At 68.7% G+C, this 19257-nt stretch carries 18 protein-coding genes and 1 pseudogene; 4 read left to right on the forward strand and 15 right to left on the reverse strand.

Annotation, left to right across the window (positions count from 1 at the left end):
• Positions 1-4: 4 nt before the first annotated feature.
• Positions 5-400 (reverse strand): DUF488 domain-containing protein, encoded by a 396-nt coding sequence (locus BM198_RS08230; RefSeq protein WP_074969161.1) that lies wholly within the window; start codon positions 398-400, stop codon positions 5-7.
• Between the two features lie 67 nt (positions 401-467).
• Here BM198_RS08230 and BM198_RS08235 point away from each other — a divergent pair, with 67 nt between their 5' ends.
• Together BM198_RS08235 and gap are read left to right on the forward strand one after the other, a co-directional pair.
• On the forward strand, positions 468-1136 hold the full coding sequence (locus BM198_RS08235; RefSeq protein WP_074969163.1) for a COG3650 family protein: 669 nt from the start codon (positions 468-470) through the stop codon (positions 1134-1136).
• A 107-nt stretch (positions 1137-1243) separates the two neighbouring features.
• Entirely contained in the window at positions 1244-2263 is a 1020-nt protein-coding gene (gap, locus tag BM198_RS08240) for a type I glyceraldehyde-3-phosphate dehydrogenase (RefSeq protein WP_044413387.1), read from the forward strand.
• Between the two features lie 44 nt (positions 2264-2307).
• On the opposite strand, the gene BM198_RS08245 is transcribed toward gap, so the two are convergent.
• From BM198_RS08245 to BM198_RS08285, 9 genes are all read right to left on the reverse strand, one after another.
• On the reverse strand, positions 2308-3405 hold the full coding sequence (locus BM198_RS08245) for a PLP-dependent cysteine synthase family protein (RefSeq protein ID WP_074969165.1): 1098 nt from the start codon (positions 3403-3405) through the stop codon (positions 2308-2310).
• 9 nt (positions 3406-3414) lie between these two features.
• Positions 3415-4320 (reverse strand): DMT family transporter, encoded by a 906-nt coding sequence (locus tag BM198_RS08250; RefSeq protein ID WP_074969167.1) that lies wholly within the window; start codon positions 4318-4320, stop codon positions 3415-3417.
• Positions 4321-4395: 75 nt separating this feature from the next.
• Positions 4396-4743, reverse strand: coding sequence for a Na+/H+ antiporter subunit G (locus BM198_RS08255; RefSeq protein WP_082078339.1), 348 nt, complete (start codon positions 4741-4743; stop codon positions 4396-4398).
• The gene (locus tag BM198_RS08260; RefSeq protein ID WP_044413378.1) at positions 4740-5009 is read right to left on the reverse strand and encodes a K+/H+ antiporter subunit F; all 270 of its coding nucleotides are present in this window, start codon (positions 5007-5009) and stop codon (positions 4740-4742) included. Before BM198_RS08260 ends, BM198_RS08255 begins: the two co-directional genes overlap by 4 nt.
• Positions 4994-5494 (reverse strand): Na+/H+ antiporter subunit E, encoded by a 501-nt coding sequence (locus BM198_RS08265; RefSeq protein WP_044413375.1) that lies wholly within the window; start codon positions 5492-5494, stop codon positions 4994-4996. The genes BM198_RS08260 and BM198_RS08265 overlap by 16 nt, the downstream gene beginning before the upstream one ends.
• Positions 5491-6996 (reverse strand): monovalent cation/H+ antiporter subunit D, encoded by a 1506-nt coding sequence (locus tag BM198_RS08270; protein WP_074969169.1) that lies wholly within the window; start codon positions 6994-6996, stop codon positions 5491-5493. Before BM198_RS08270 ends, BM198_RS08265 begins: the two co-directional genes overlap by 4 nt.
• Positions 6993-7325, reverse strand: coding sequence for a Na+/H+ antiporter subunit C (locus BM198_RS08275; protein WP_044413370.1), 333 nt, complete (start codon positions 7323-7325; stop codon positions 6993-6995). Before BM198_RS08275 ends, BM198_RS08270 begins: the two co-directional genes overlap by 4 nt.
• Entirely contained in the window at positions 7325-10120 is a 2796-nt protein-coding gene (locus BM198_RS08280; protein ID WP_074969171.1) for a monovalent cation/H+ antiporter subunit A, read from the reverse strand. Before BM198_RS08280 ends, BM198_RS08275 begins: the two co-directional genes overlap by 1 nt.
• A gap of 225 nt (positions 10121-10345) precedes the next feature.
• On the reverse strand, positions 10346-10810 hold the full coding sequence (locus BM198_RS08285) for an outer membrane lipoprotein (protein WP_074969173.1): 465 nt from the start codon (positions 10808-10810) through the stop codon (positions 10346-10348).
• Between the two features lie 157 nt (positions 10811-10967).
• On the opposite strand from BM198_RS08285, the gene BM198_RS08290 reads away from it, so the two are divergent.
• Complete coding sequence (locus tag BM198_RS08290) at positions 10968-11216, forward strand: hypothetical protein (RefSeq protein WP_044413363.1); 249 nt, start codon at positions 10968-10970, stop codon at positions 11214-11216.
• On the opposite strand, the gene pdxH is transcribed toward BM198_RS08290, so the two are convergent.
• From pdxH to dinG, 5 genes and pseudogenes are all read right to left on the reverse strand, one after another.
• Positions 11213-11860 (reverse strand): pyridoxamine 5'-phosphate oxidase, encoded by a 648-nt coding sequence (pdxH, locus tag BM198_RS08295; RefSeq protein ID WP_044413361.1) that lies wholly within the window; start codon positions 11858-11860, stop codon positions 11213-11215. The two genes, BM198_RS08290 and pdxH, sit on opposite strands and share 4 nt — an antisense overlap.
• A 48-nt stretch (positions 11861-11908) precedes the next feature.
• Positions 11909-12610 (reverse strand): annotated as a pseudogene (locus BM198_RS08300) (OmpA family protein); the annotation flags it as partial.
• A 139-nt stretch (positions 12611-12749) separates the two neighbouring features.
• The gene (locus BM198_RS08305; protein WP_074969257.1) at positions 12750-13895 is read right to left on the reverse strand and encodes a serine hydrolase domain-containing protein; all 1146 of its coding nucleotides are present in this window, start codon (positions 13893-13895) and stop codon (positions 12750-12752) included.
• Positions 13896-13983: 88 nt separating this feature from the next.
• A complete protein-coding gene (locus tag BM198_RS08310; RefSeq protein ID WP_394328336.1) occupies positions 13984-16416 on the reverse strand; it encodes a beta-agarase in 2433 nt (810 codons plus the stop codon).
• Positions 16417-16553: 137 nt separating this feature from the next.
• Positions 16554-18698, reverse strand: coding sequence for an ATP-dependent DNA helicase DinG (gene dinG / locus BM198_RS08315; RefSeq protein ID WP_074969175.1), 2145 nt, complete (start codon positions 18696-18698; stop codon positions 16554-16556).
• Between the two features lie 94 nt (positions 18699-18792).
• Between dinG and BM198_RS08320 the strand changes: the two genes are divergently transcribed.
• On the forward strand, positions 18793-19257 hold the full coding sequence (locus tag BM198_RS08320) for a CopD family protein (RefSeq protein WP_044413353.1): 465 nt from the start codon (positions 18793-18795) through the stop codon (positions 19255-19257).

Below are 19257 nucleotides of genomic sequence, written 5' to 3' on the forward strand. Positions count from 1 at the left end.
GCCGCTACACCTCGCCGGCGTAGCACACCGGGGAGCTGGACGGCCCTTCGCGGTCCAGCTCCTCCTCGAGGAACTCGGCCAGCACCCGGGCGTTGTTGGCCTGCTCGTCGCGGGCTGCGTAGAGCAGGGTCAGCGTCCCTTCCCGCGCCATCTGCAGCAGCCCCTGCCAGTGCTCCGGGTGCGCCGCCAGCTCGCCCCGGTAGCGCAGGCGGAATTCATCGAAGCGCTCGGGGTCGTGGCAGAAGTCGCGGCGCAGCGCATCCGAAGGCGCCACCGCCTTCTGCCAGAGCGCCAGCCCCAGCGCCTCCTTGCGGCAACCGCGCGGCCACAGCCGGTCCACCAGCACCCGCTGGCCATCGCGTTCATCCCAGGGTTCATAAACCCGTTTGCACTGGATCATCCGTCCTCCTCGCCCTTGAGCTAGCCGAGGCGCCCCGGTAACGTGGCCGCTTCCCAAGGAGGCCCCCATGCGCATCGTTCGTCCCCTGCTGTTCAGTCTGATCCCCCTGTTCGCCGGCTGCCAGGTGTTCACCGGCCCGGAGAAGGCGCCGCAACTCCCGCAGCAGCGGATGCAGGGCGAACTGGAGGCCAGCGAAGGACGCCTGGTGTTCCGCCCCTGCCAGGAGCAGCGCCGCTTCGTGATTACCGACGTGGGCGCCACCGGCATCCTGCAGGAAGCCGCCACCCTCCTGGACGACGGGCCGGGCCCGCTGTTCGCCGACCTCGGCGGCCAGCTGGGTGCGAGCAAGGCCGGTGCCGATGGCCAGCTGGACGTGCGCCGCCTGTACCGCTTGCAGCGCGAGGGCCATGGCTGCGACGACCCGAACTTCCGCCGCCTGCTGCTGCGTGCCAGCGGCAACGAGCCGTCCTGGAACGTCAACGTCAGCAACGCCGGCCTGGTGCTGGAACAGCCGGAGCAGCCGCCGCTGGCCATCCCCTACATGGAAGAACAACTGCCCGACGGCCGCTTCAACCTCACCAGCGAAGCCAACGGCCGCCGGGTGGAGCTGTGGATCGCCCCGAAACGCTGCGTCGACAGCATGAGCGGCGCCGTCGAACACCTCTCCGCCGAACTGCGCCTGGACGGCAAGACCCTGCGCGGCTGTGCGGCCTTCGGCGGCGCCCGCAACGACTGAACCGTTGTTTCCCTCCCCCGCCTCGGCCCGTTCCCCGGGCCGGAGCGGCCCCCGTTCGCCGATGACCTCCTAAGCTTGCAGGCAGGACACGCAAGAAGGAGAACGTCATGCTGCGCATCGCATTGAACGGGTATGGACGCATCGGCCGGGCCATTGTCCGCGCCGTGTTCGAACGGGGCCTCGACCAGCAGGTGCGGATCGAAGCCATCAACGACCTCGGCGATTTCGCCACCCTCGCCCACCTCACCCGCTTCGACTCCACCTTCGGCCGCTTCGCCGGCCCCCTCGAACTGCGCCAGGACCACCTGCACGTCGGCACCCAGGCGATCCGCCTGCTGGCCGAGCCGGAACCCGGCAACCTGCCCTGGGCGGACCTGGGGGTGGACCTGGTGCTGGAATGCTCCGGGCGGATGAAGAAGCGCGAACAGGTGGAACGGCACCTGGCCGCCGGGGCCTCCCACGTGCTGCTGTCCCACCCGCTGGACAGCGCCGACCTGACGGTGGTGTACGGGGTCAACCACGACCAGCTGGGCGACCAGCGCATCGTCTCCAACGCCTCCTGCACCACCAACTGCCTGGCGCCCCTGGCCAAGGTGCTGCATGCCGCCGTGGGCATCCGCAGCGGCCTGGTGACCACAGTGCACGCCTACACCAACGACCAGAACCTGCTGGACAAGACCCACGACGACCTCTACCGCGCGCGGGCCGCCGCCCTCTCGATGATTCCCACCAGCACCGGCGCGGCACGGGCCATCGGCCTGGTGCTGCCGGAGCTGGCCGGGCGCCTCGACGGCCTGGCGGTCAGGGTGCCGACCCCCAACGTCTCGCTGGTGGACCTGAGCTTCATCGCCGAGCGCCCCACCACCCGCGAGGCGGTCAACGCCGCGCTGCGCGAAGGCGCCTTCCGCCTGCCGGAGGGAGTGATGAGCTGCAACGAGCTGCCGCTGGTATCGGTGGACTTCAACGGCTACCCGGTGTCCTGCGTCGCCGACCTGACCCAGACGCGGGTGCAGGACGAGCTGGTGAAGGTGCTCGCTTGGTACGACAACGAATGGGCCTTCGCCCACCGCATGCTGGATGTGGCCCTCGCCTGGCGAGGGGGCGAGGCCCGGCACGCCGTTGAATGACGCACACGGCGCCGCGGCAGCGCTGTGAGCGTTTCAACAGCCTGTCAGAGCCCGGCCACCGCCAGCGAATCCGGCAGGGGTGCGCCCTGCTCGGCGCAGGCGGCGATCTGCGCGACCAGGGGTTCGAGGTCGAACCCCTGGCTCGCCAGCCAGGCCGGATCGTAGTAGGTGGTCGCGTAGCGCTCGCCGCCATCGCAGAGGATCGCCACCACCGAGCCCTGTTCCCCCTTGGCCGCCATGTCTGCGGCCACCCGCAAGGCCCCCACCAGGTTGGTCCCGCTGGAGCCACCGACCCGCCGCCCCAGGCGCTGCGCCAGGTAGTGCATGGCCGCCAGGGACAGCGCATCCGGCACCTTGGCCATCGCATCGATCACCTGGGGCAGGAAGGACGCCTCGACCCGAGGCCGGCCAATGCCCTCGATGCGTGACCCGCAGCCCAGGGTCAGGTTGCGGTCGCCACTCACGTAGGCATCGAAGAACACCGAACGCTCGGCGTCGGCACACAGCACCCGGGTCGGGTGCTGGCGGTAGCGCACGTAGCGCCCGAGGGTGGCCAGGGTGCCGCCCGTGCCGGGGCTGGACACCAGCCAGCTCGGTTCCGGGTGCGGCTCGTGGCGCATCTGCTGGAAGATCGACTCGGCGATGTTGTTGTTCGCCCGCCAGTCGGTGGCGCGCTCGGCGTAGGTGAACTGGTCCATGAAGTGGCCGCCGCTCTCCCGCGCCAGTCGTTCGGACTCGGCATAGATCTGCGTCGGGTCGCTCACTAGGTGGCTGCGGCCGCCATAGAAGGCGATCTGGGCGATCTTCTCCGGGGAGGTGCTGGCCGGCATCACGGCGATGAACGGCAGCCCCAGCAGGCGCGCGAAGTAGGCCTCGGACACCGCCGTGGAGCCGCTGGAGGCCTCGATCACCGGCGCCCCCGGCCCCAGCCAGCCGTTGCACAGGGCATAGAGGAACAGCGAACGGGCCAGGCGGTGCTTGAGGCTGCCGGTGGGGTGGCTGGACTCGTCCTTGAAATACAGGTCGACACCCGGGAAACCCGGCAGCGCGAGGGGGATCAGGTGGGTATCGGCGCTGCGCTGGAAGTCGGCCTCGATGAGGCGGATGGCGTCGCGGGTCCAACGGCGGAAATCAGCGGGCATGGTGTGTACTCAATCGAGGATGCCGGCCGGGGCCGGCGGGGCGCTGCGCCACTGGCTGAGGGCCACCCCGGCGAACACCAGGGCAGCGGCGCAGAACTGGGCAGGGCTGAGGCGTTCGTCCAGCAGCAGCATGGCGAAGATCAGGGTGAACACCGGGATCAGGTTGATGAAGCCGGTGGCCTGGCTGGCCGGCAGGCGCCCCACGCCGAAATTGTAGAGGCCATAGGCGCCGACGGTGACCACGATGCCGAGGTAGACCATCGACCCCAGCGCCAGCGGGCTGATGACGGCGGGCAAGGGCTCGCCCAGCAGCGCCACCGGCAGGAAGAACCCGGCCCCGATGAACGCCTGCAAGGCCGTCAGGTGGAAGGCCGAGTAGCGCGACGACAGGTGCTTGAGCAGCAGCGTGTAGCCGGTAGCGCAGAGCATCGCGAGGAATTCATAGAAGTTGCCCAGCAGGGGCGCGCGGGCATGGGCGTCCGACTCGCTGGCCAGGCTCAGCCACACTGCACCGAGCACCGCCAGCAGGAAGCCGGCCAGGGTGGTGCGGGTGATGCGCTCCCGGAGGAACAGGTAGGCCCCCACCGCTACCAGCAGCGGCAACAGCGCCGTGATCATCCCCGCCTGGGAGGCGCTGGTGTGCTCCAGCGCCAGGGCTTCGAAGATGAAATAGAGGCAGGGCTCGCAGGCGCCCAGGGCCAGGAAGTACTTCCAGTCGCCGCGCCGGGGTTCAGCCCTCCCCCGCCAGCGCCAGGCCAGCAGGAACACCAGGCTGCCGAGGGCCATGCGGGCGAAGATCACCCACATCGACGGCACCTCGCGGAAGGCGAACTTGAGGGCGATGAACGAGCTGCCCCACAGCGCCATGGCCAGCACCAGGCAGACCACTGCCACCCACCGAGCCTGCTGCGCCATGCCCCATCTCCGGAAAAATCGACAGTCTAGGGGGCGGCAGGCGCCCCCGACAGGCACAGCCGCCCGGCAAAACTGTTACTGCTGCCAAGGTTTGCCGCGGGTCCGCGACGTGAGCGGCAGTTGCTGCAGCACAGCGGCCTTGGCCAGCATGTAGGCACTGACCGGGGCGCTGATGAAGAGGAACAGGCTGATCAGCAGCTCGTGGAAGCTGAGCGTGCCGGACACCCAGGAGAAGTACACCAGCGACCCCATCACCAGGCTGCCCACACCCAGGGTGGTGGCCTTGGTCGGCCCGTGCAGGCGCATGAAGAAGTCCGGCAGGCGATAGAGGCCGATGGCACCGATCAGCACGAACAGCGCCCCCAGCAGCAGCAGCAGGGAAACCAGGATCTCGGCCCACAGGGGCAGGTCGGCGATATTCATTCGATGATGTCTCCGCGCAGCATGTACTTGGCCACCGCCACCGTGCCGACGAACCCCAGCACGGCGATCAGCAGCGCCACCTCGAAATACAGGTTGGTGCCCTGCCAGATGCCCAGCAGGATCAGCATGGCGATGGCATTGACGTAGAGGGTATCCAGCGCCAGCACCCGGTCGGGCAGGCAGGGCCCGCGCACCAGGCGGGCCAGGGTCAGCAGCATGGCCACCACCAGCAGCCCCAGGCAGACGGGAATCACGTACGCGAGCATGGGAACACCTCCTTGAGGGGCGCTTCGTAGCGCTGCTTGATCTCCGCCACCAGCGCGTCGGCATCGGGCACGTCCAGGGCGTGGACCAGCAGGATGCGGCGGTCGCCGCTGAGGTCGGCGGACACCGAGCCCGGGGTCAGGGACACCACGCACACCAGCAGGCTGATGGCCATTTCGTTGTCCAGGTCGATCGGCACCTCGACGAACCCCGGCTGCAGGCGCCGGATCGGGCCGAGGGTCTGGCGGGCCACCAGGAAGTTGGCCACCAGGATGTCCCACAGCACCAGCAGGATGAACCGGGCCAGGCGGGCCGGGCGCCAGGCGCGCGGGTGCTCCAGCATCAGCGGGTTGCACAGCAGCGGGATGAGCACGGCCAGCGCGCCCCCCAGCAGCCACTGGCCGAAGGACAGGGAATCCACCAGCAGCAGCCAGGTGACCAGCAGCAGCAGGCTGGTGGCCGGATGGGGCAAGAGACGACGGATCATGCGCCCGCTCCTGGCAGGACGGCCTGCCGGTAGAGATCGACATCGTGCAGCTGGGTGGCCGTGGCCTCCAGGTAGCTCATCAGCGGGCCCGCCAGCACCACCAGCAGCACCGCCAGGCCCAGCAGGGCAAGGGTGACGGCCAGGCGCACACCGTCAAGCCCCTCGCCACCGGGTGCATCAGCCCCGGTGGTGCGCCAGAACAGCGTGCTGCCGGCCCGGCTCAGGGCCACCAGGCACAGCAGGCTGCCGCCCAGCAGCACGCCCCACAGCAGGGCCGTCGGCAGGCCCGGCGTCGCGGCCTTGAGCAGCAGCAGCTTGCCGATGAAGCCGGACAACGGCGGCAGGCCGGCCACCGAGATGGCCGCGAAGAAGAAGGCGCCGCCCAGCAGGGCCGGGTGCTCCAGCAGCGGCCCCTGCACCAGCGCGCCCCGGCGTTCGCCACGCTCGCGGCTGATGAGGTCGGCCAGCAGGAACAACCCGGCCGCCGCCCAGGTGCTGTGCACCAGGTAGTACAGCGCCGCGCCCAGGGAGGCCGGCGTGCCAAGGGCCACGGCCGCCAGCAGGGTGCCGGCGGAGAGCAGCACCAGGTAGGCCACCAGCGCCTGAAGGCTGGCAGCAGCCAGGGCACCGAGTGCGGCCACCGCCATGGTCAGCAGCGCCAGCGGCCACAGCCAGTCGTTGCCCAGGTGGGCCAGCTCACCCGCCCCGGCACCGAACACCAGCAGGTAGACCCGCACGATGGAGTAGACGCCCACCTTGGTCATGATCGCGAACAGCGCCGCCACCGGCGCACTGGCCACGGTATAGGCACGCGGCAGCCAGAAGTGCAGCGGCAGCAACGCCGCCTTGAGGGCGAACACCACCAGCAGGAGCAGCCCGGCAGCCGCCAGCAACGGCGCATCGGCGGGTGCCACGGCGGCCACCTTCACCGACAGGTCGGCCATGTTGAGGGTGCCGGTGATGCCGTAGAACACGCCCAGGGCGATCAGGAAGAACGCCGAGCCCACCAGGTTCAGCACCACGTAGTGCAAACCGGCGCGGGTCCGTTCGGCACCGCCACCATGGAACAGCAGCGCATAGGAGGCGATCAGCATCACCTCGAAGAACACGAAGAGGTTGAACAGGTCGCCGGTGGTGAAGGCACCGTTCAGGCCCAGCAACTGGAACTGCAGCAGCGCGTGGAAGCGCATGCCCCGGCGGTCATCACCCCGGGCCGCATAGATCGCCACGGCGGTGCCGAGCACGGCGGTGACCAGCAGCATCAGCGCGCTGAGGCGGTCCAGCATCAGCACGATGCCGAACGGTGCCTGCCAGCCGCCCAGTGCGTACACCTGCAGGTCGCCTTCCGCCGCCTGCCGCATCAGCAACAGGGCCACGGGAATCAGCGCCAGGCAGGCAAGGATCGACAGGGTGCGCTTGATGCGCTCCAGCGAGGGCAGCATCAGCAGCGCCGCCCCGGCGAACAGGGGCAGGAGGATCGGCAGGATGAGCAGGTGGTTCATCGGCCCTCCCCGTCACGGCGGCCATCGACATGGTCGTTGCCCAGCTCGCCGACGCCCCGCAGGGCCAGGGCCACCACGAAGGCGGTCATGGCGAAGCCGATGACGATGGCGGTGAGCACAAGCGCCTGGGGCAGCGGGTCGGCCGGGGTGCCGCCCTGGCCGAGCACGGCGGCGTCGCCTGCCAGGCGCCCCATGGCGAAGAGGAACAGGTTGACCGCGTAGGACAACAGCGTCAGCCCGAGCACGACCGGGAAGGTGCGCGCCCGGAGCAGCAGGTACAGGCCGCTGGCGGTGAGCAGCCCGAGGGTGACGGCGAACAGGGCTTCCATCAGTGGACCTCCTCGGTCATGGGCGGGTGCAGGCTCAGCTTACCGAGCCCGGAGAGGATCAGCATCACGGCGCCGACCACGGCGAGGTAGACGCCCAGGTCGAAGGCCAGTGCCGTGGCCAGTTCGAACTCACCCACCAGCGGCAGGTGGAAGTGGTCGAAAGCCGAGGTCAGGAACGGGGCGCCGAAGGCCCAGCTGCCCAGCCCGGTAAGGCCGGCCAGCAGTACGCCGCAGCCGGCCATGCGCTGGTAGCGCAGCGGCAGCCGCGACTCGACGTAGGCTGAACCACTGGCGATGTATTGCAACACCAGGGCCACGGCAGTGATCAGGCCGGCGATGAAGCCGCCGCCCGGCAGGTTGTGCCCGCGCAGGAAGATGAAGGCCGACACCATCAGCGCCAGGGGCAGCAGTAGCCGCGACAGGGTTTCGAGGATCAGCGGGTGCTTGGCCCGTGCCCAGTTCCGGCCCTGGGGATCGCAGGTGGGGTTGCGCAGCAACAGCCCGGACAGCAGCGCATGCACGCCCACCGCAGCGATCGCCAGCACGGTGATCTCGCCCAGGGTGTCGAACCCGCGGAAGTCCACGAGGATGACGTTGACCACGTTGTGCCCGCCGCCGCCGGGGATGGCGTTGGCGATGAAGTAGTCGGCGATGGTGGTGTACGGGCGGGTCATCACCGCGTAGGTCAGCAGGCCCACCAGGGTGCCGCCGGCGCCGGCCAGGCCGAGGTCGCGGAGGATGCGCAGGCTGGAGCTTTCCGCCGGGGTACGCGAGGGCAGGTAGTACATGGCGAGGATCAGCAACACCAGGGTCACCACCTCCACCGTCAGCTGGGTCAGTGCCAGGTCGGGCGCGGAGAAGCGGGCGAAGGCCAGGGCCACCAGCAGGCCGCCGACGCCCAGCACCAGCAGCGCCACCATGCGCTGGCGGTGCAGCAACGCCGTCAGCACACCGCTGGCGGCCAGCACCAGCATTCCCACCGCCGTCACGCCATCCAGCCCGGTGAGCGGCCGCGAGCCCGTCAGCGAGGTCAGCGGCGCCAGGGCCACGACCACCACGGCAACGGCCGCCAGCAGCAGCACCGCCATGTAGCGCTGCAGGGAGCCGTTCTCCAGCGCGGCGATAAAGCGCGCAGCCACGCCGATCACGCGCTGGACCGCAGCCTCGAAGATTTCCTTCGCGTCCGCGTCCGGCAGCCCTTCGTACCAACGGAACAGCGGCTTGCGGCCGATGTAGATCAGCACGCCGCCGACCAGTGCCAGGGTGCTCATCAGCAGCGGCAGGTTGAGTCCGTGCCAGATCGCCAGGCTGTATTCCGGCAGCGTGCCACCCATGCTCACCGAGGATGCGGCCGCCAACAGGGGCGCGACGCTGAAGTTCGGCGCCATGCCCACCAGCAGGCACAGGGCGACGAGCACCTCCACCGGCACCTTCATGTAGCGCGGCGGCTCGTGGGGCGGGAACTTGGGCAACTGGCGCGGCTCGCCGTTGAAGAACACGTCGTGGACGAAACGCAGCGAGTAGGCCACCGAGAACACGCCCGCCAGGGTCGCCCCGGCCGGGATCAACCAGCTGAAGCTGCCCAGCAGGTCCTGCCCGAGGGTCTCGCTGAAGAACATCTCCTTGCTGAGGAAGCCGTTGAGCAACGGCACCCCGGCCATGGCCAGGGAGGCGACCATCGCCAGCACAGCGGTGTGCGGCAGGTAGCGCCACATGCCGTTGATCTGCCGCATGTCGCGGCTGCCGGTCTCGTGGTCGATGATGCCGGCCGCCATGAACAGCGACGCCTTGAAGGTGGCGTGGTTGATGATGTGGAACACCGCCGCGACGTTGGACAGCGGGGTATCCAGGCCGAACAGCAGGGTGATCAGGCCCAGGTGGCTGATGGTGGAATAGGCCAGCAGGCCCTTGAGGTCATGCTGGAACAGCGCCATCCCGGCGCCCAGCAGCAGGGTCGCCAGGCCGCTCAGGCCCACCAGGTAGAACCACAGGTCGGTGCCGGCCAGGGCCGGGTAGAGCCGCGCCAGGAGGAACACACCGGCCTTCACCATGGTTGCCGAGTGCAGGTAGGCGGACACCGGGGTCGGCGCGGCCATGGCGTGGGGCAGCCAGAAGTGGAAGGGGAACTGCGCCGACTTGGTCAGCGCCCCCAGCAGCACCAGGCACAGCATCACCGGATAGAGGCTGTGCTGGCGGATCAGCTCGCCCCGGGCCAGCACCTCGGTCAGCTCGAAGCTGCCGGCGATCTGCCCGAGCAGGAGGATGCCCGCCAGCAACGCCAGGCCACCGCCACCGGTGACCGCCAGCGCCATGCGCGCGCCCTTGCGGGCGTCGGAGCGGTGCCCCCAGAAACCGATCAGCAGGAACGACGACAGGCTGGTGGCCTCCCAGAACACCAGCATCAGCAGCAGGTTCTCGGACAGCACCACGCCGAGCATGGCGCCCATGAACAGCAGCAGGTAGGCGAAGAAGCGGCCACAGGGCTCGCGCTCGGAGAGGTAGTAGCGGGCGTAGAGGATCACCAGCAGGCCGATGCCGAGGATCATCAGTGCGAAGAGGAAGCCCAGCCCATCCAGGCGCAGGCTGAAGTTCAGCCCCAGCTGCGGCAACCAGGGGATGGACAGCTTCAGGACCTCCCCACCCAGCACGGTGCCGGCCTGGGCGAGCAGCAGGCCAAGGCCGATGGCCGGCGCCACGGCGGCCGCCAGCGCGGCACGGGTGCGGCAATGGCGGCCGAACAGCAGCGGCAACAGGGTTCCCAGGAACGGCAGGGCGACGATCAGCGCCAGTAGCATCGAAATCCTCCTCTTTCGGCCTGCCAGCGCTGAGCACGGCAATGGCGATGCGGTGATCGATTATCCAGAACTATCGATCACCGCGCATGCATGAATTATTTCAAAACCTAGCAAGCCGGAACAGGCGACCCGCTCTACAGAGCCATGAATCGCCTGCCGGTTGGCTGGTGAGATGAAGCGTAGGGGACGAACCGGCGGAAAGCCCGCCGGTTGCGGGGGGATGGATCAGTGGGTCACGCGGCTGGTGCCATTGACGGTCATGATGCGAACACGTTCGCCGACACGGAAGATCTCGTTTTCCTGCACTTCCTGCACGTAGGCGCGCATGGAACCGTCATCCTCGCGCACGGTGATCTCCACGCCCTGGGTGCGGGTCAGGCCTTCTTCGGTCGCGGCGCCCAGCAGGCCACCGGCCACGGCGCCGATCACGGCGGCCACCACACTGCCACGGCCACCGCCGATGGCGCTGCCGCCGACACCGCCCACCACCGCACCGGCACCGGCACCGATGGGGGTCTTGGTGCCCTCGATCTTCACCGGGCGCAGCGATTCGATGGTCCCCATGCGCACGGTCTGCACCTGGCGGGCCTCGGCGCGGGAGTAGGTGTCTCCGGTCAGGCTCGATTGACAGCCGCTCAGAACCATCGCCATCGAGGCGAACGAAGCGGCCAGCAGAACGGATTTACGCATGATTTTTCCTCCAGATTGGATGCGCCTCCATTAGACTGCGCGGCACCTTCAACTGTCACTCGACGCTCGGCCAAAGTGCAGACTCGTTCAGTTTCCGTACAGCCACGGCCATCGGACAACGAAACGACGCCAGGGTGCCGAGCAGCAAGGTTAGTCCATGGATTACTTCATCATCGTCGTCACCACCGTCGCGGGCCTGTACTTCCACTGGTGGATCTACGTGCGTATCAAGCGCTGGGTGGACCGCGACCTGGCCCTGTCGATGGCGGGGGATGACCCGCAGCGCCGCGCCTACATGCTGGAGCAACTGGAGGCGGCGAAGGCTGCGGGGATCAAGCGCAAGGCGCTGCAGGCCTGGCTGGAGCAGGCGGCCAGCCGTTACCCGCAGCCGCCCCAGGCGTCCTAGGGTGCGAGGCGCTCGCGCTGCCAACGCCCATCTACCAGGCGGTAGTTGAGGCGGTCGTGCAGCCGGCTGGGGCGCCCCTGCCAGAATTCGACGCGCTCCGGCAGCAGCCGGTAGCCGCCCCAGTGCGGCGGGCAGGTGGGGGACTGGTTGAGGAAACGCCGCTCGGTGTCGGCCAGCAAGGCCTCCAGTTCGGCACGATCGGCGATCACCCGGCTCTGCGGTGAGGCCCAGGCGCCAATGCGGCTGCCCAGCGGGCGGACCTGGAAGTAGGCGTCCGACTCCGCCGGAGTCACCCGCTCCACGCGCCCCTCGATGCGCACCTGGCGCTCCAGGCTGGGCCAGAAGAAGGTCATGGCCGCGAACGGCCGCGCCGCCAGTTGCTCGCCCTTGGCACTGTCGTAGTTGCTGAAGAAGGTGAAGCCACGCTCATCCAGCCCCTTGAGCAGCAGCACCCGGCAATGGGGGCGCCCATCGGCGTCCACCGTGGCCAGGGTCATGGCGTTGGGTTCGACGGGCAATTGCTCGGTCTTCACCGCCTCGTCGAACCAGCGGTGGAACAGCGCGAGCGGCTCCTGGGGGGCCTGCTCCTCGCTGAGTCCGTCGCGGGTGTAGTCGCGGCGCATATCGGCCAGGGTCTGGGTCATGGGGGCTCTCCGGAAAGGGAAAACGCTAGCCTATCCGAGGATCGCTCACTTGCCTTGATCTGCCGCAACCGCCTGCTGGGCGACCTTGGGCGGCTGGTTGTAACGCGCCAGCAGGGCCACCAGGGTGTCCTGCGGGGTGAGGACGATTTCCACACGGCGGTTCAGGGCGCGGCCGTCCTTGCTGTCGTTGGCGGCGCGCGGCATGTCGGAGCCCACGCCCTTCAGCGACAGGCGGTCACGCTGCAGCCCGCTGAGGCGGAAGATGGCAGCCACGGCCTGGGCCCGTTCCTGGCTGAGCTGGCGGTTCTTGGCGTCGTCGCCGGACGGATCGGCATGGCCGAGCACCAGCACGCCGGTCTTGGCATCACCCTCCACCAGCTTGGCAACGCGGGACACCGGCCCGAGGGAGATCGGCAGCAGCATGCTCGGGCGGTCCGGGTTGAAGGAACCGTCCACCGGCGCGGTGACCACCAGCACGTTGTCGCGGCGCTCCACTTCCATGCGCGAGCCCTTCACCGCTTCACGCAGGCGCGGCTCGTACTGGTCGAGCCAGGCCTGGGTGGCCTGGGTGTCGATCTTGGCGACCTTGGCCGGCTCGGCCTTCTGCTCGCCCCCACCGAACGGCCACCACCAGTGGTGGGTGCCGCTGTTCTGCGCCTGGGCCTCCGCCGGCTGCTTGTCATGGCTGAAGGTGCTGCAACCAGCAACGGTCATGCAGAGGATCAAGGTGGAGTACTTGAACAGCTTCATGGAAAGGACCCGTGACAGGAGGGGTGAAGAAAGCCGATGCGCCATCGCGTGATGGCGCATCAATCTCAGATTCAGGCTGAAATTCTGGACGCAACCCATTAATCCGAAAAGGGATATTCGTTCCAGCTGACGAGTGGCGCTACAGGCAGCTGGCCAGGGTGCGTGCCAGGTGCTGGGCGCGGGGGTCCATCAGCACGTAGGGACCGAGGGTGTTGGTGACGAAGCCGAAGGCCACGTCGCGCTCCGGATCGGCGAAACCGATGGAACCGCCCGCACCCGGATGGCCGAACGCCAGGCGCCCCATGCCGTAGGTGGCATTGGGCACATCGGGCTGCTCCAGCATGCAGCCCAGGCCGAAACGGGTCTGGGTGAGCAGGGTGCGGTCGTCACCCAGGCTGTGTTCGCGGGTCAGCTCGGCCAGCAGTGCCGAGTCCAGCAGGCTGCCATCCAGCAGGCCGGCATAGAAGCCGGCCAGGCTGCGGGCATTGCCGTGGCCGTTGGCAGCCGGCTGTTGCATGCGCCGCCATTCGGGCTTGTTGGTGCTGGTCATGATCGACGGCGGGTTGGTGAAGGCACGGGTACTGAGGGCGGTGGGCTCGCTCATCATGCACTTGAGCAAGCGCTGGGCCGCCGCATCCCCCAGGTTGCCCTTGCCCCGGGCGATGTGGGCGACACGGTGGAATTCGGCATCGTCCAGGCCGACGTGGAAGTCCAGCCCCAGGGGCCGGGCCACGCGGGCCACGATGGATTCACCGGGGCCACGACCATCGGCACGGCGGATCAGTTCGCCCACCAGCCAGCCGTAGGTGATGGGCGCGTAGCCATGGCCCTCGCCCGGCGTCCACCAGGGCTGCTCGGCGGCCAGGGCGGTCGTCATGGCGTCCCAGTCGTAGAGCGCCTCGGCCGGCAATGGCTCGCGGATCGCCGGCAAGCCGGCACGATGGCTGAGCAGGTGGCGCAGGGTGATGCGCTCCTTGCCGGCGGCAGCGAACTCCGGCCACAGGCGGGCGACCGGCGCATCGAGGTCGAGCTTGCCCTCCCCCACCAGCTGCAGGGCGGTGACGGCGGCATAGGTCTTGGTGCAGGAGAAGAGGTTCAGCAGGGTGTCGCTGTGCCAGGCCTGCTGGCCGTCCTTGTCGGCGGTGCCGGCCCACAGGTCGAGCACGGTCTCCCCGCCCACCTGCACGCACAGCGCGGCCCCGCGCTCCTGGGAGCCCTCGAACAGGGCGGCGAACTGGTCGCGCACCGCTTCGAAACGCAAGTCGAAGTAACCCTGGATCTGCACCATCACTCTCCTTCAAAAAAGACGACGGCGGCATTGTTGCCATGCCGCCGTCTGCTGTGAACCCCGCTGAAGTTCGGCGCGGGTGGCCTCAGTTCGCAGCGGGTTGTGCCGGCGCTGCATCCTTGGCTTCGGGTGCAGGCTGGGTCGGCGCAGGGCTGGACGCCTCGGGCTTCGGCGCTTCGCTGGCCTCAGGCTCGGCCTTGGGTGCCTCGGCTTTCGGCGCCTCGGGCTTCGGGGCTTCCGGCTTGGCGGCTTCAGGCTTGGGTGCCTGGGCCTTCGGCGTCTCGGGCTTGGCGGGCGCTGCCTTCGGTGCGCTGGCCGGCTGCTTGGCCGACTCGTTCGCTGCCGGAGCGGGAGCGGCCAGTTGCGCGGCGATGTCGAGGTTGGTCTTGCGCACCGACTTGACGAAGCCCTCGTAGGGGCGGTCAGTAATGGCCACCAGGCCGAGGTGGCCGTTCTCGCCATCCAGCAGGCGGCCGCTGGCGGGCTGGTCGAGGTACTGGAACCAGTGGGCACCGACGATCAGCGGTTCCTCCAGGGCCTTCTTCAGGAAGTTGGCGTAGGCCGGGCCACGCTCCTCTTCCTTGTAGACCTCGGAGACACCGCCCCAGAACGGGCCCCGGTCGCGGGAACCGAAGTGGAACTCGGTGACCAGCAGCGGCTTGTCCAGCTTGCGCAGGAACTCGAAGTCATGCCCCTGCTGCGGCTCGCGGGTGTAGAAGTTGAAGCTGAGCACGTCGCAATACTGGGCGCATGACTCCACGGCCTCCGGCACGGTGGCGGCGAAGCGTCCGCCCAGCAGCAGGTGGTTCGGTGCGTGCCACTTCATCGACTCGGCGATGGTCTTGAAGTAGGTGTCGGCGAAGAAGCGCTGGAAGCGCTTGAGGTCTTCCTCGATGGCCGGGTGCTCGGGATTGGGCAGCGGTGCCTCGAAGCCCGGGTCCTCCATCAGCTCCCAGGCCGGCAGCTCGATGCCCCAGGCCTGGGACAGGCCCTGCTGGTTGCGGTACTTGTCGCGCAGCTGCTTGAGGAAGGCACGCTTGGCCGGCACGTCGGTGGTCAGGCGCAGGGTGCCGTAGGCCAGGGCGTAGCGGGACTTGGGATCGCTGCCGGGGCCGGCCCAGGCCAGCTCGTTGTCGGCGAAGTAGCCGATCAGCCAGGGGTCGTCGCGGTGGTCACGGGCGGCAATGGCAATCGCCCGCTCGGCCGCCATGGCGAAGCGCGGGTCGAACGGGTCGGGCATGCCGCCCCACCAGTCGAGGCCGGTGCTGATGGTGGCGAAATCGCCATGGATCGACAGCGGCAGGGTGTAGGGCATGCGCTGGGCGGTGCCGAATTCGCCGGCGCTCCAGTTGCCCACGGTGTTGAAGCCCCAGGCTTTCAGGCGATCCAGGCTGTGTTCGACCCAGCGCGCAGGCTCCTGCGGGCCGTAGGTGCGCTCCAGGTTGGCCCGGTAGAAGTCGTACCAGCGACCATGGTCGAAGGCCCGCCCCTTGTTGGAGCCGGTCTCGCGGCGGCTGTCGCCGTTGCCGTACCAGTTGGCGAGGGGTTCACCGTCCTTGGGCAGCGCGGTGAACATGCCCTCGCGGCCTTCGACGTAGGTCTGGCTGTTGTCCGGGGTGACGGTGTTGACACCCAGGGAGAAGAACGGGTGGCCTTCGGGAGAGACCAGGTACCAGCGCCCCTCACGCTTCTCGGTGCGGAAGAACCCGCTGGCCTCGAAGCTCGGGCCACCGAGCCAACCACCGTAGGCGTCCTGCTCGGGCAGCTTGGCCTTCCATTCCTCCAGTTGCTTGCGCTCCTTCTCGGCGGCCGCCTTGAGCTGCTCGTCGCTCTTGACCTTCTCCGGCCAGTCGGCGCGGGTGTACTGGCCGTAGGCATCGATCAGGCCGGCGTAGAAATCAGCCTGGGGGTTCTTGTCCTCGGTGCCGAAGCGGCCCAGCAGGATGTTCTGCGCCGCGTCCGGGTGCTCCAGGGAAAGGGTCACGGCGGTGACCTTGGACAGGTCCAGCTCGCCTTCCACCTCGGTGGCCAGCAGGTAGCGCTTGCCATCCTTCACCCAGGGCTGGGGCGGCGCGGCGCGCATGCCCTGGGCACGGGGCGAGGTGGCGGCCAGGGGCAGCAGCAGGGTCTGGGCAGGGCCGGCCGGCAGGGCGATGCGGCTGCGCAAGGTCTTGCCGTCGGCGCTTTCGACGGTGACGTCGAGGGTGATGGCCCAGTCCTGGGCACTTTGCAGGCGCAGGCTCATGACACCGGCCTGGCTCCAGTCCCAGGTGCCGTTCTGCGGCGCCAGGCGCAGGCTGGGCTTCTCGGCCGGGTTGAAGGTCAGGCGACGTAGCACCTCGCCCTCGGGCGTGGTTTCCGCGGTGACGCTGGGCAGGGCAGCGTCCTGGGTGGTGACGGTGACAGCGTCCAGCGGACGCACGAAATTGAACAGCGTGTCGGCCTGGACGGAGGCGCTCATGCCGGCCAGGGCCAGCACGATGGGCAGCAGGCGTGCCGATTTTGGTGTCGAGAACATCAAGCCGATCCCCAAGAAAAGTCAGTGCATAGACAACGGATCCGGCGAATGTTGCCGCTGATCGAGCGATCCGTGTCCGCGCGAGCGGGCAATGATCGCAGAGGCAAGCCCGGCGTCAAGCGCCGGGGACCGTCCGGTCATTCGATCTCGCGTCGGAAGGGGGGGAGCGCGTTGAGGATGGCCTTGCCATAACGCTGGGTGACCACCCGGCGATCCAGCAGGGTGATGGTGCCGCGGTCGCTTTCAGTACGCAGCAGGCGACCACAGGCCTGCACCAGGCGCAGGGAGGCATCGGGCACGGCGATCTCCATGAAGGGGTTGCCGCCACGGGCCTCGATCCACTCGGCCAGGGCCGCTTCCACCGGGTCATCCGGCACCGCGAAGGGGATCTTGGCGATCACCACGTGCTCGCAGTAGGCACCCGGCAGGTCCACACCCTCGGCGAAGGACGCCAGACCGAACAGCACGCTGGGCTCGCCGTCGTCCACCCGGGCCTTGTGCTTGTTGAGGGTCTCCTGCTTGGACAGGTTGCCCTGGATCAGCACCCGCTTGCGCCAGTCGCGCTCCAGCCCGTCGAACACGTCCTGCATCTGCCGGCGCGAGGCGAACAGCACCAGGGTGCCCCGGGCGCCGTCCACCAGGCGTGGCAGCTCGCGGGTGATGGCGGCGGTGTGGGCGGCGGCGTCACGGGGGTCGGCCTTGAGGTCCGGCACTCGCAGCAGGCCGGCATCGGCATGGTGGAAGGGGCTGGGCACCACGGCCGTGACCGACTGCCGCGGCAGGCCGGCGCGCATGCGATAGCGGTCGAAGGTGCCGAGCGCGGTGAGGGTCGCCGAGGTCACCAGGGCGCCGTGGGCAACGTTCCACAGGTTCCGCCGCAGGGTCTCGGCGGCGAGGATCGGGCTGGCGTTGACCTCGATGTCGTAGGCCGCGCCGAACTCGGCGAGGGTCAGCCAGCGCGCCATGGGCGGGCTTTCCTCCGGGTCCTCGGTGGTGAAGGCGGTCCACAGCTCCCAGTTGTTCTGGGCGCGGGTCTGCAGGCTGCCGAACAGCGGGTACCACTCCTCGGCCTGCTGGCTGGAGAGGCCGTTGGCACCCTCCCCGTCCATGGCTTCCTTGAGCAGTTCGGCCAGGCGGGTGAACAGGTCGTTGAGCTTGGCGAAGCCTTTCTTCAGCTCGATGCCCATCTCCACCAGGTGCTCCGGCACCACGCCGCCCTCGAAGCGGTGGCGCGGGCGCTCGCGGCCTTCCATGTCTTCGCCGGCCCGGAAGTCGGCCAGCTCTTCGCAAGCGGTGAACATGAATTGCTGCTGGGCCCGGATCTCCCGCGCCAGCTCGGGCACGTTCTCGATCAGGCGGCCCATGTCCCCCGGCAGCGGGTGCTGGGCCAGCAGCTTGGTGAGGTTCTTGGCCACCGTCTCCAGCCAGTCGGCGGTGGAGCGCAGGCGGGTGTAGTGGGCGAAGTGGCCGATGGCCTTGTCCGGAAGGTGGTGGCCCTCGTCGAACACGTAGAGGGTTTCGCGCGGGTCGGGCAGCACAGCGCCACCGCCCAGGGCGAGGTCGGCCAGGACCATGTCGTGGTTGGTGACGATCACGTCCACCTTGGTCATGCCCTCGCGCGCCTTGTAGAAGGCACATTGCTGGAAGTTGGGGCAATGGCGCTTGGTGCACTGGCTGTGGTCGGTGGTGACGCGGGCCCAGTCCTGGTCCTCGATGGCCTCGGGCCAGGAATCACGGTCGCCGTCCCAGCGGTTGCCGGCCAGGCGCTCGATCATCTGGTTGAGCAGCTTCTGGCTGCTCTCGTCGACGTCGATGCGGAAGCCTTCCTCGGCGAACAGCTGCGCGGTGGCGCTCTGCGCCTGGCCGTCCTGCAGCAGCATGTCGAGCTTGGACAAGCACAGGTAGCGGCCGCGCCCCTTGGCCAGGGCGAAGCTGAAATTCAGCCCGCTGTTGCGGATCAGGTCGGGCAGGTCCTTGTGGACGATCTGCTCCTGCAGGGCCACGGTGGCCGTGGCGATCACCAGCCGCTTGCCCGCCGCCTTGGCCGAGGGAATCGCCGCCAGGCTGTAGGCCACGGTCTTGCCGGTACCGGTGCCGGCCTCCACCGCCACCACCGCCGGCTCGCCCTGGCGGTGCCCTTCGTCATCCTGGGGGATGGCGCCGAGCACCTTGGCCACCTCGGCGATCATCAGGCGCTGCCCATAGCGGGCCTTGAGCCCCTTGGCTTCGAGGAAACGGGAGTAGGCCCCCTGGATCTGGGACTTGAGTTCGGTGCTGAGCATGGGGAGGTTGCGGACGCCGGAGAGCTGGATAAATTTTCAGTACTTTAACAGGGCGGCTATCATACCGCGCCCTGTTTCCGACTGGAGAAACCCGATGACGCCCTTCGCCGCGCTCTACGCTGCCCACGTCCTCGCCGCCCTGGTGTGGGTCGGCGGCATGTTCTTCGCCTGGATGGTGCTGCGCCCGGCGGCCGTGACCACGCTGCAACCGCCAGAGCGCCTGAAGCTGTGGATCGAGGTGTTCCGCCGATTCTTCGTCTGGGTCTGGGTCGCCGTGCTGGCGCTGCCGCTGAGCGGAGTGGGGATGATGCACCTGCGCTTCGCCGGCTTCGACGGCTCGCCGCGCTACGTGCACATCATGGTGGGCCTGTACCTGGCGATGCTGGCGCTGTTCCTGCGGGTCAGCCTGCTGCAGCTACCGGAACTGAAGCGCGCCGTGGCGGCGGAAGACTGGCCAGCCGGCGGCGCAGCCCTGGGGCGCATCCGTCGGCTGGTGGGGATCAACCTGCTGCTGGGGCTGCTGCTGGTGGCCATCGCCGCCGCCCGCCCCAGCTTCTGA

Origin of the sequence: Metapseudomonas otitidis, assembly GCF_900111835.1 — a bacterium.
GTDB classification, from domain to species: Bacteria; Pseudomonadota; Gammaproteobacteria; order Pseudomonadales; family Pseudomonadaceae; genus Metapseudomonas; species Metapseudomonas otitidis.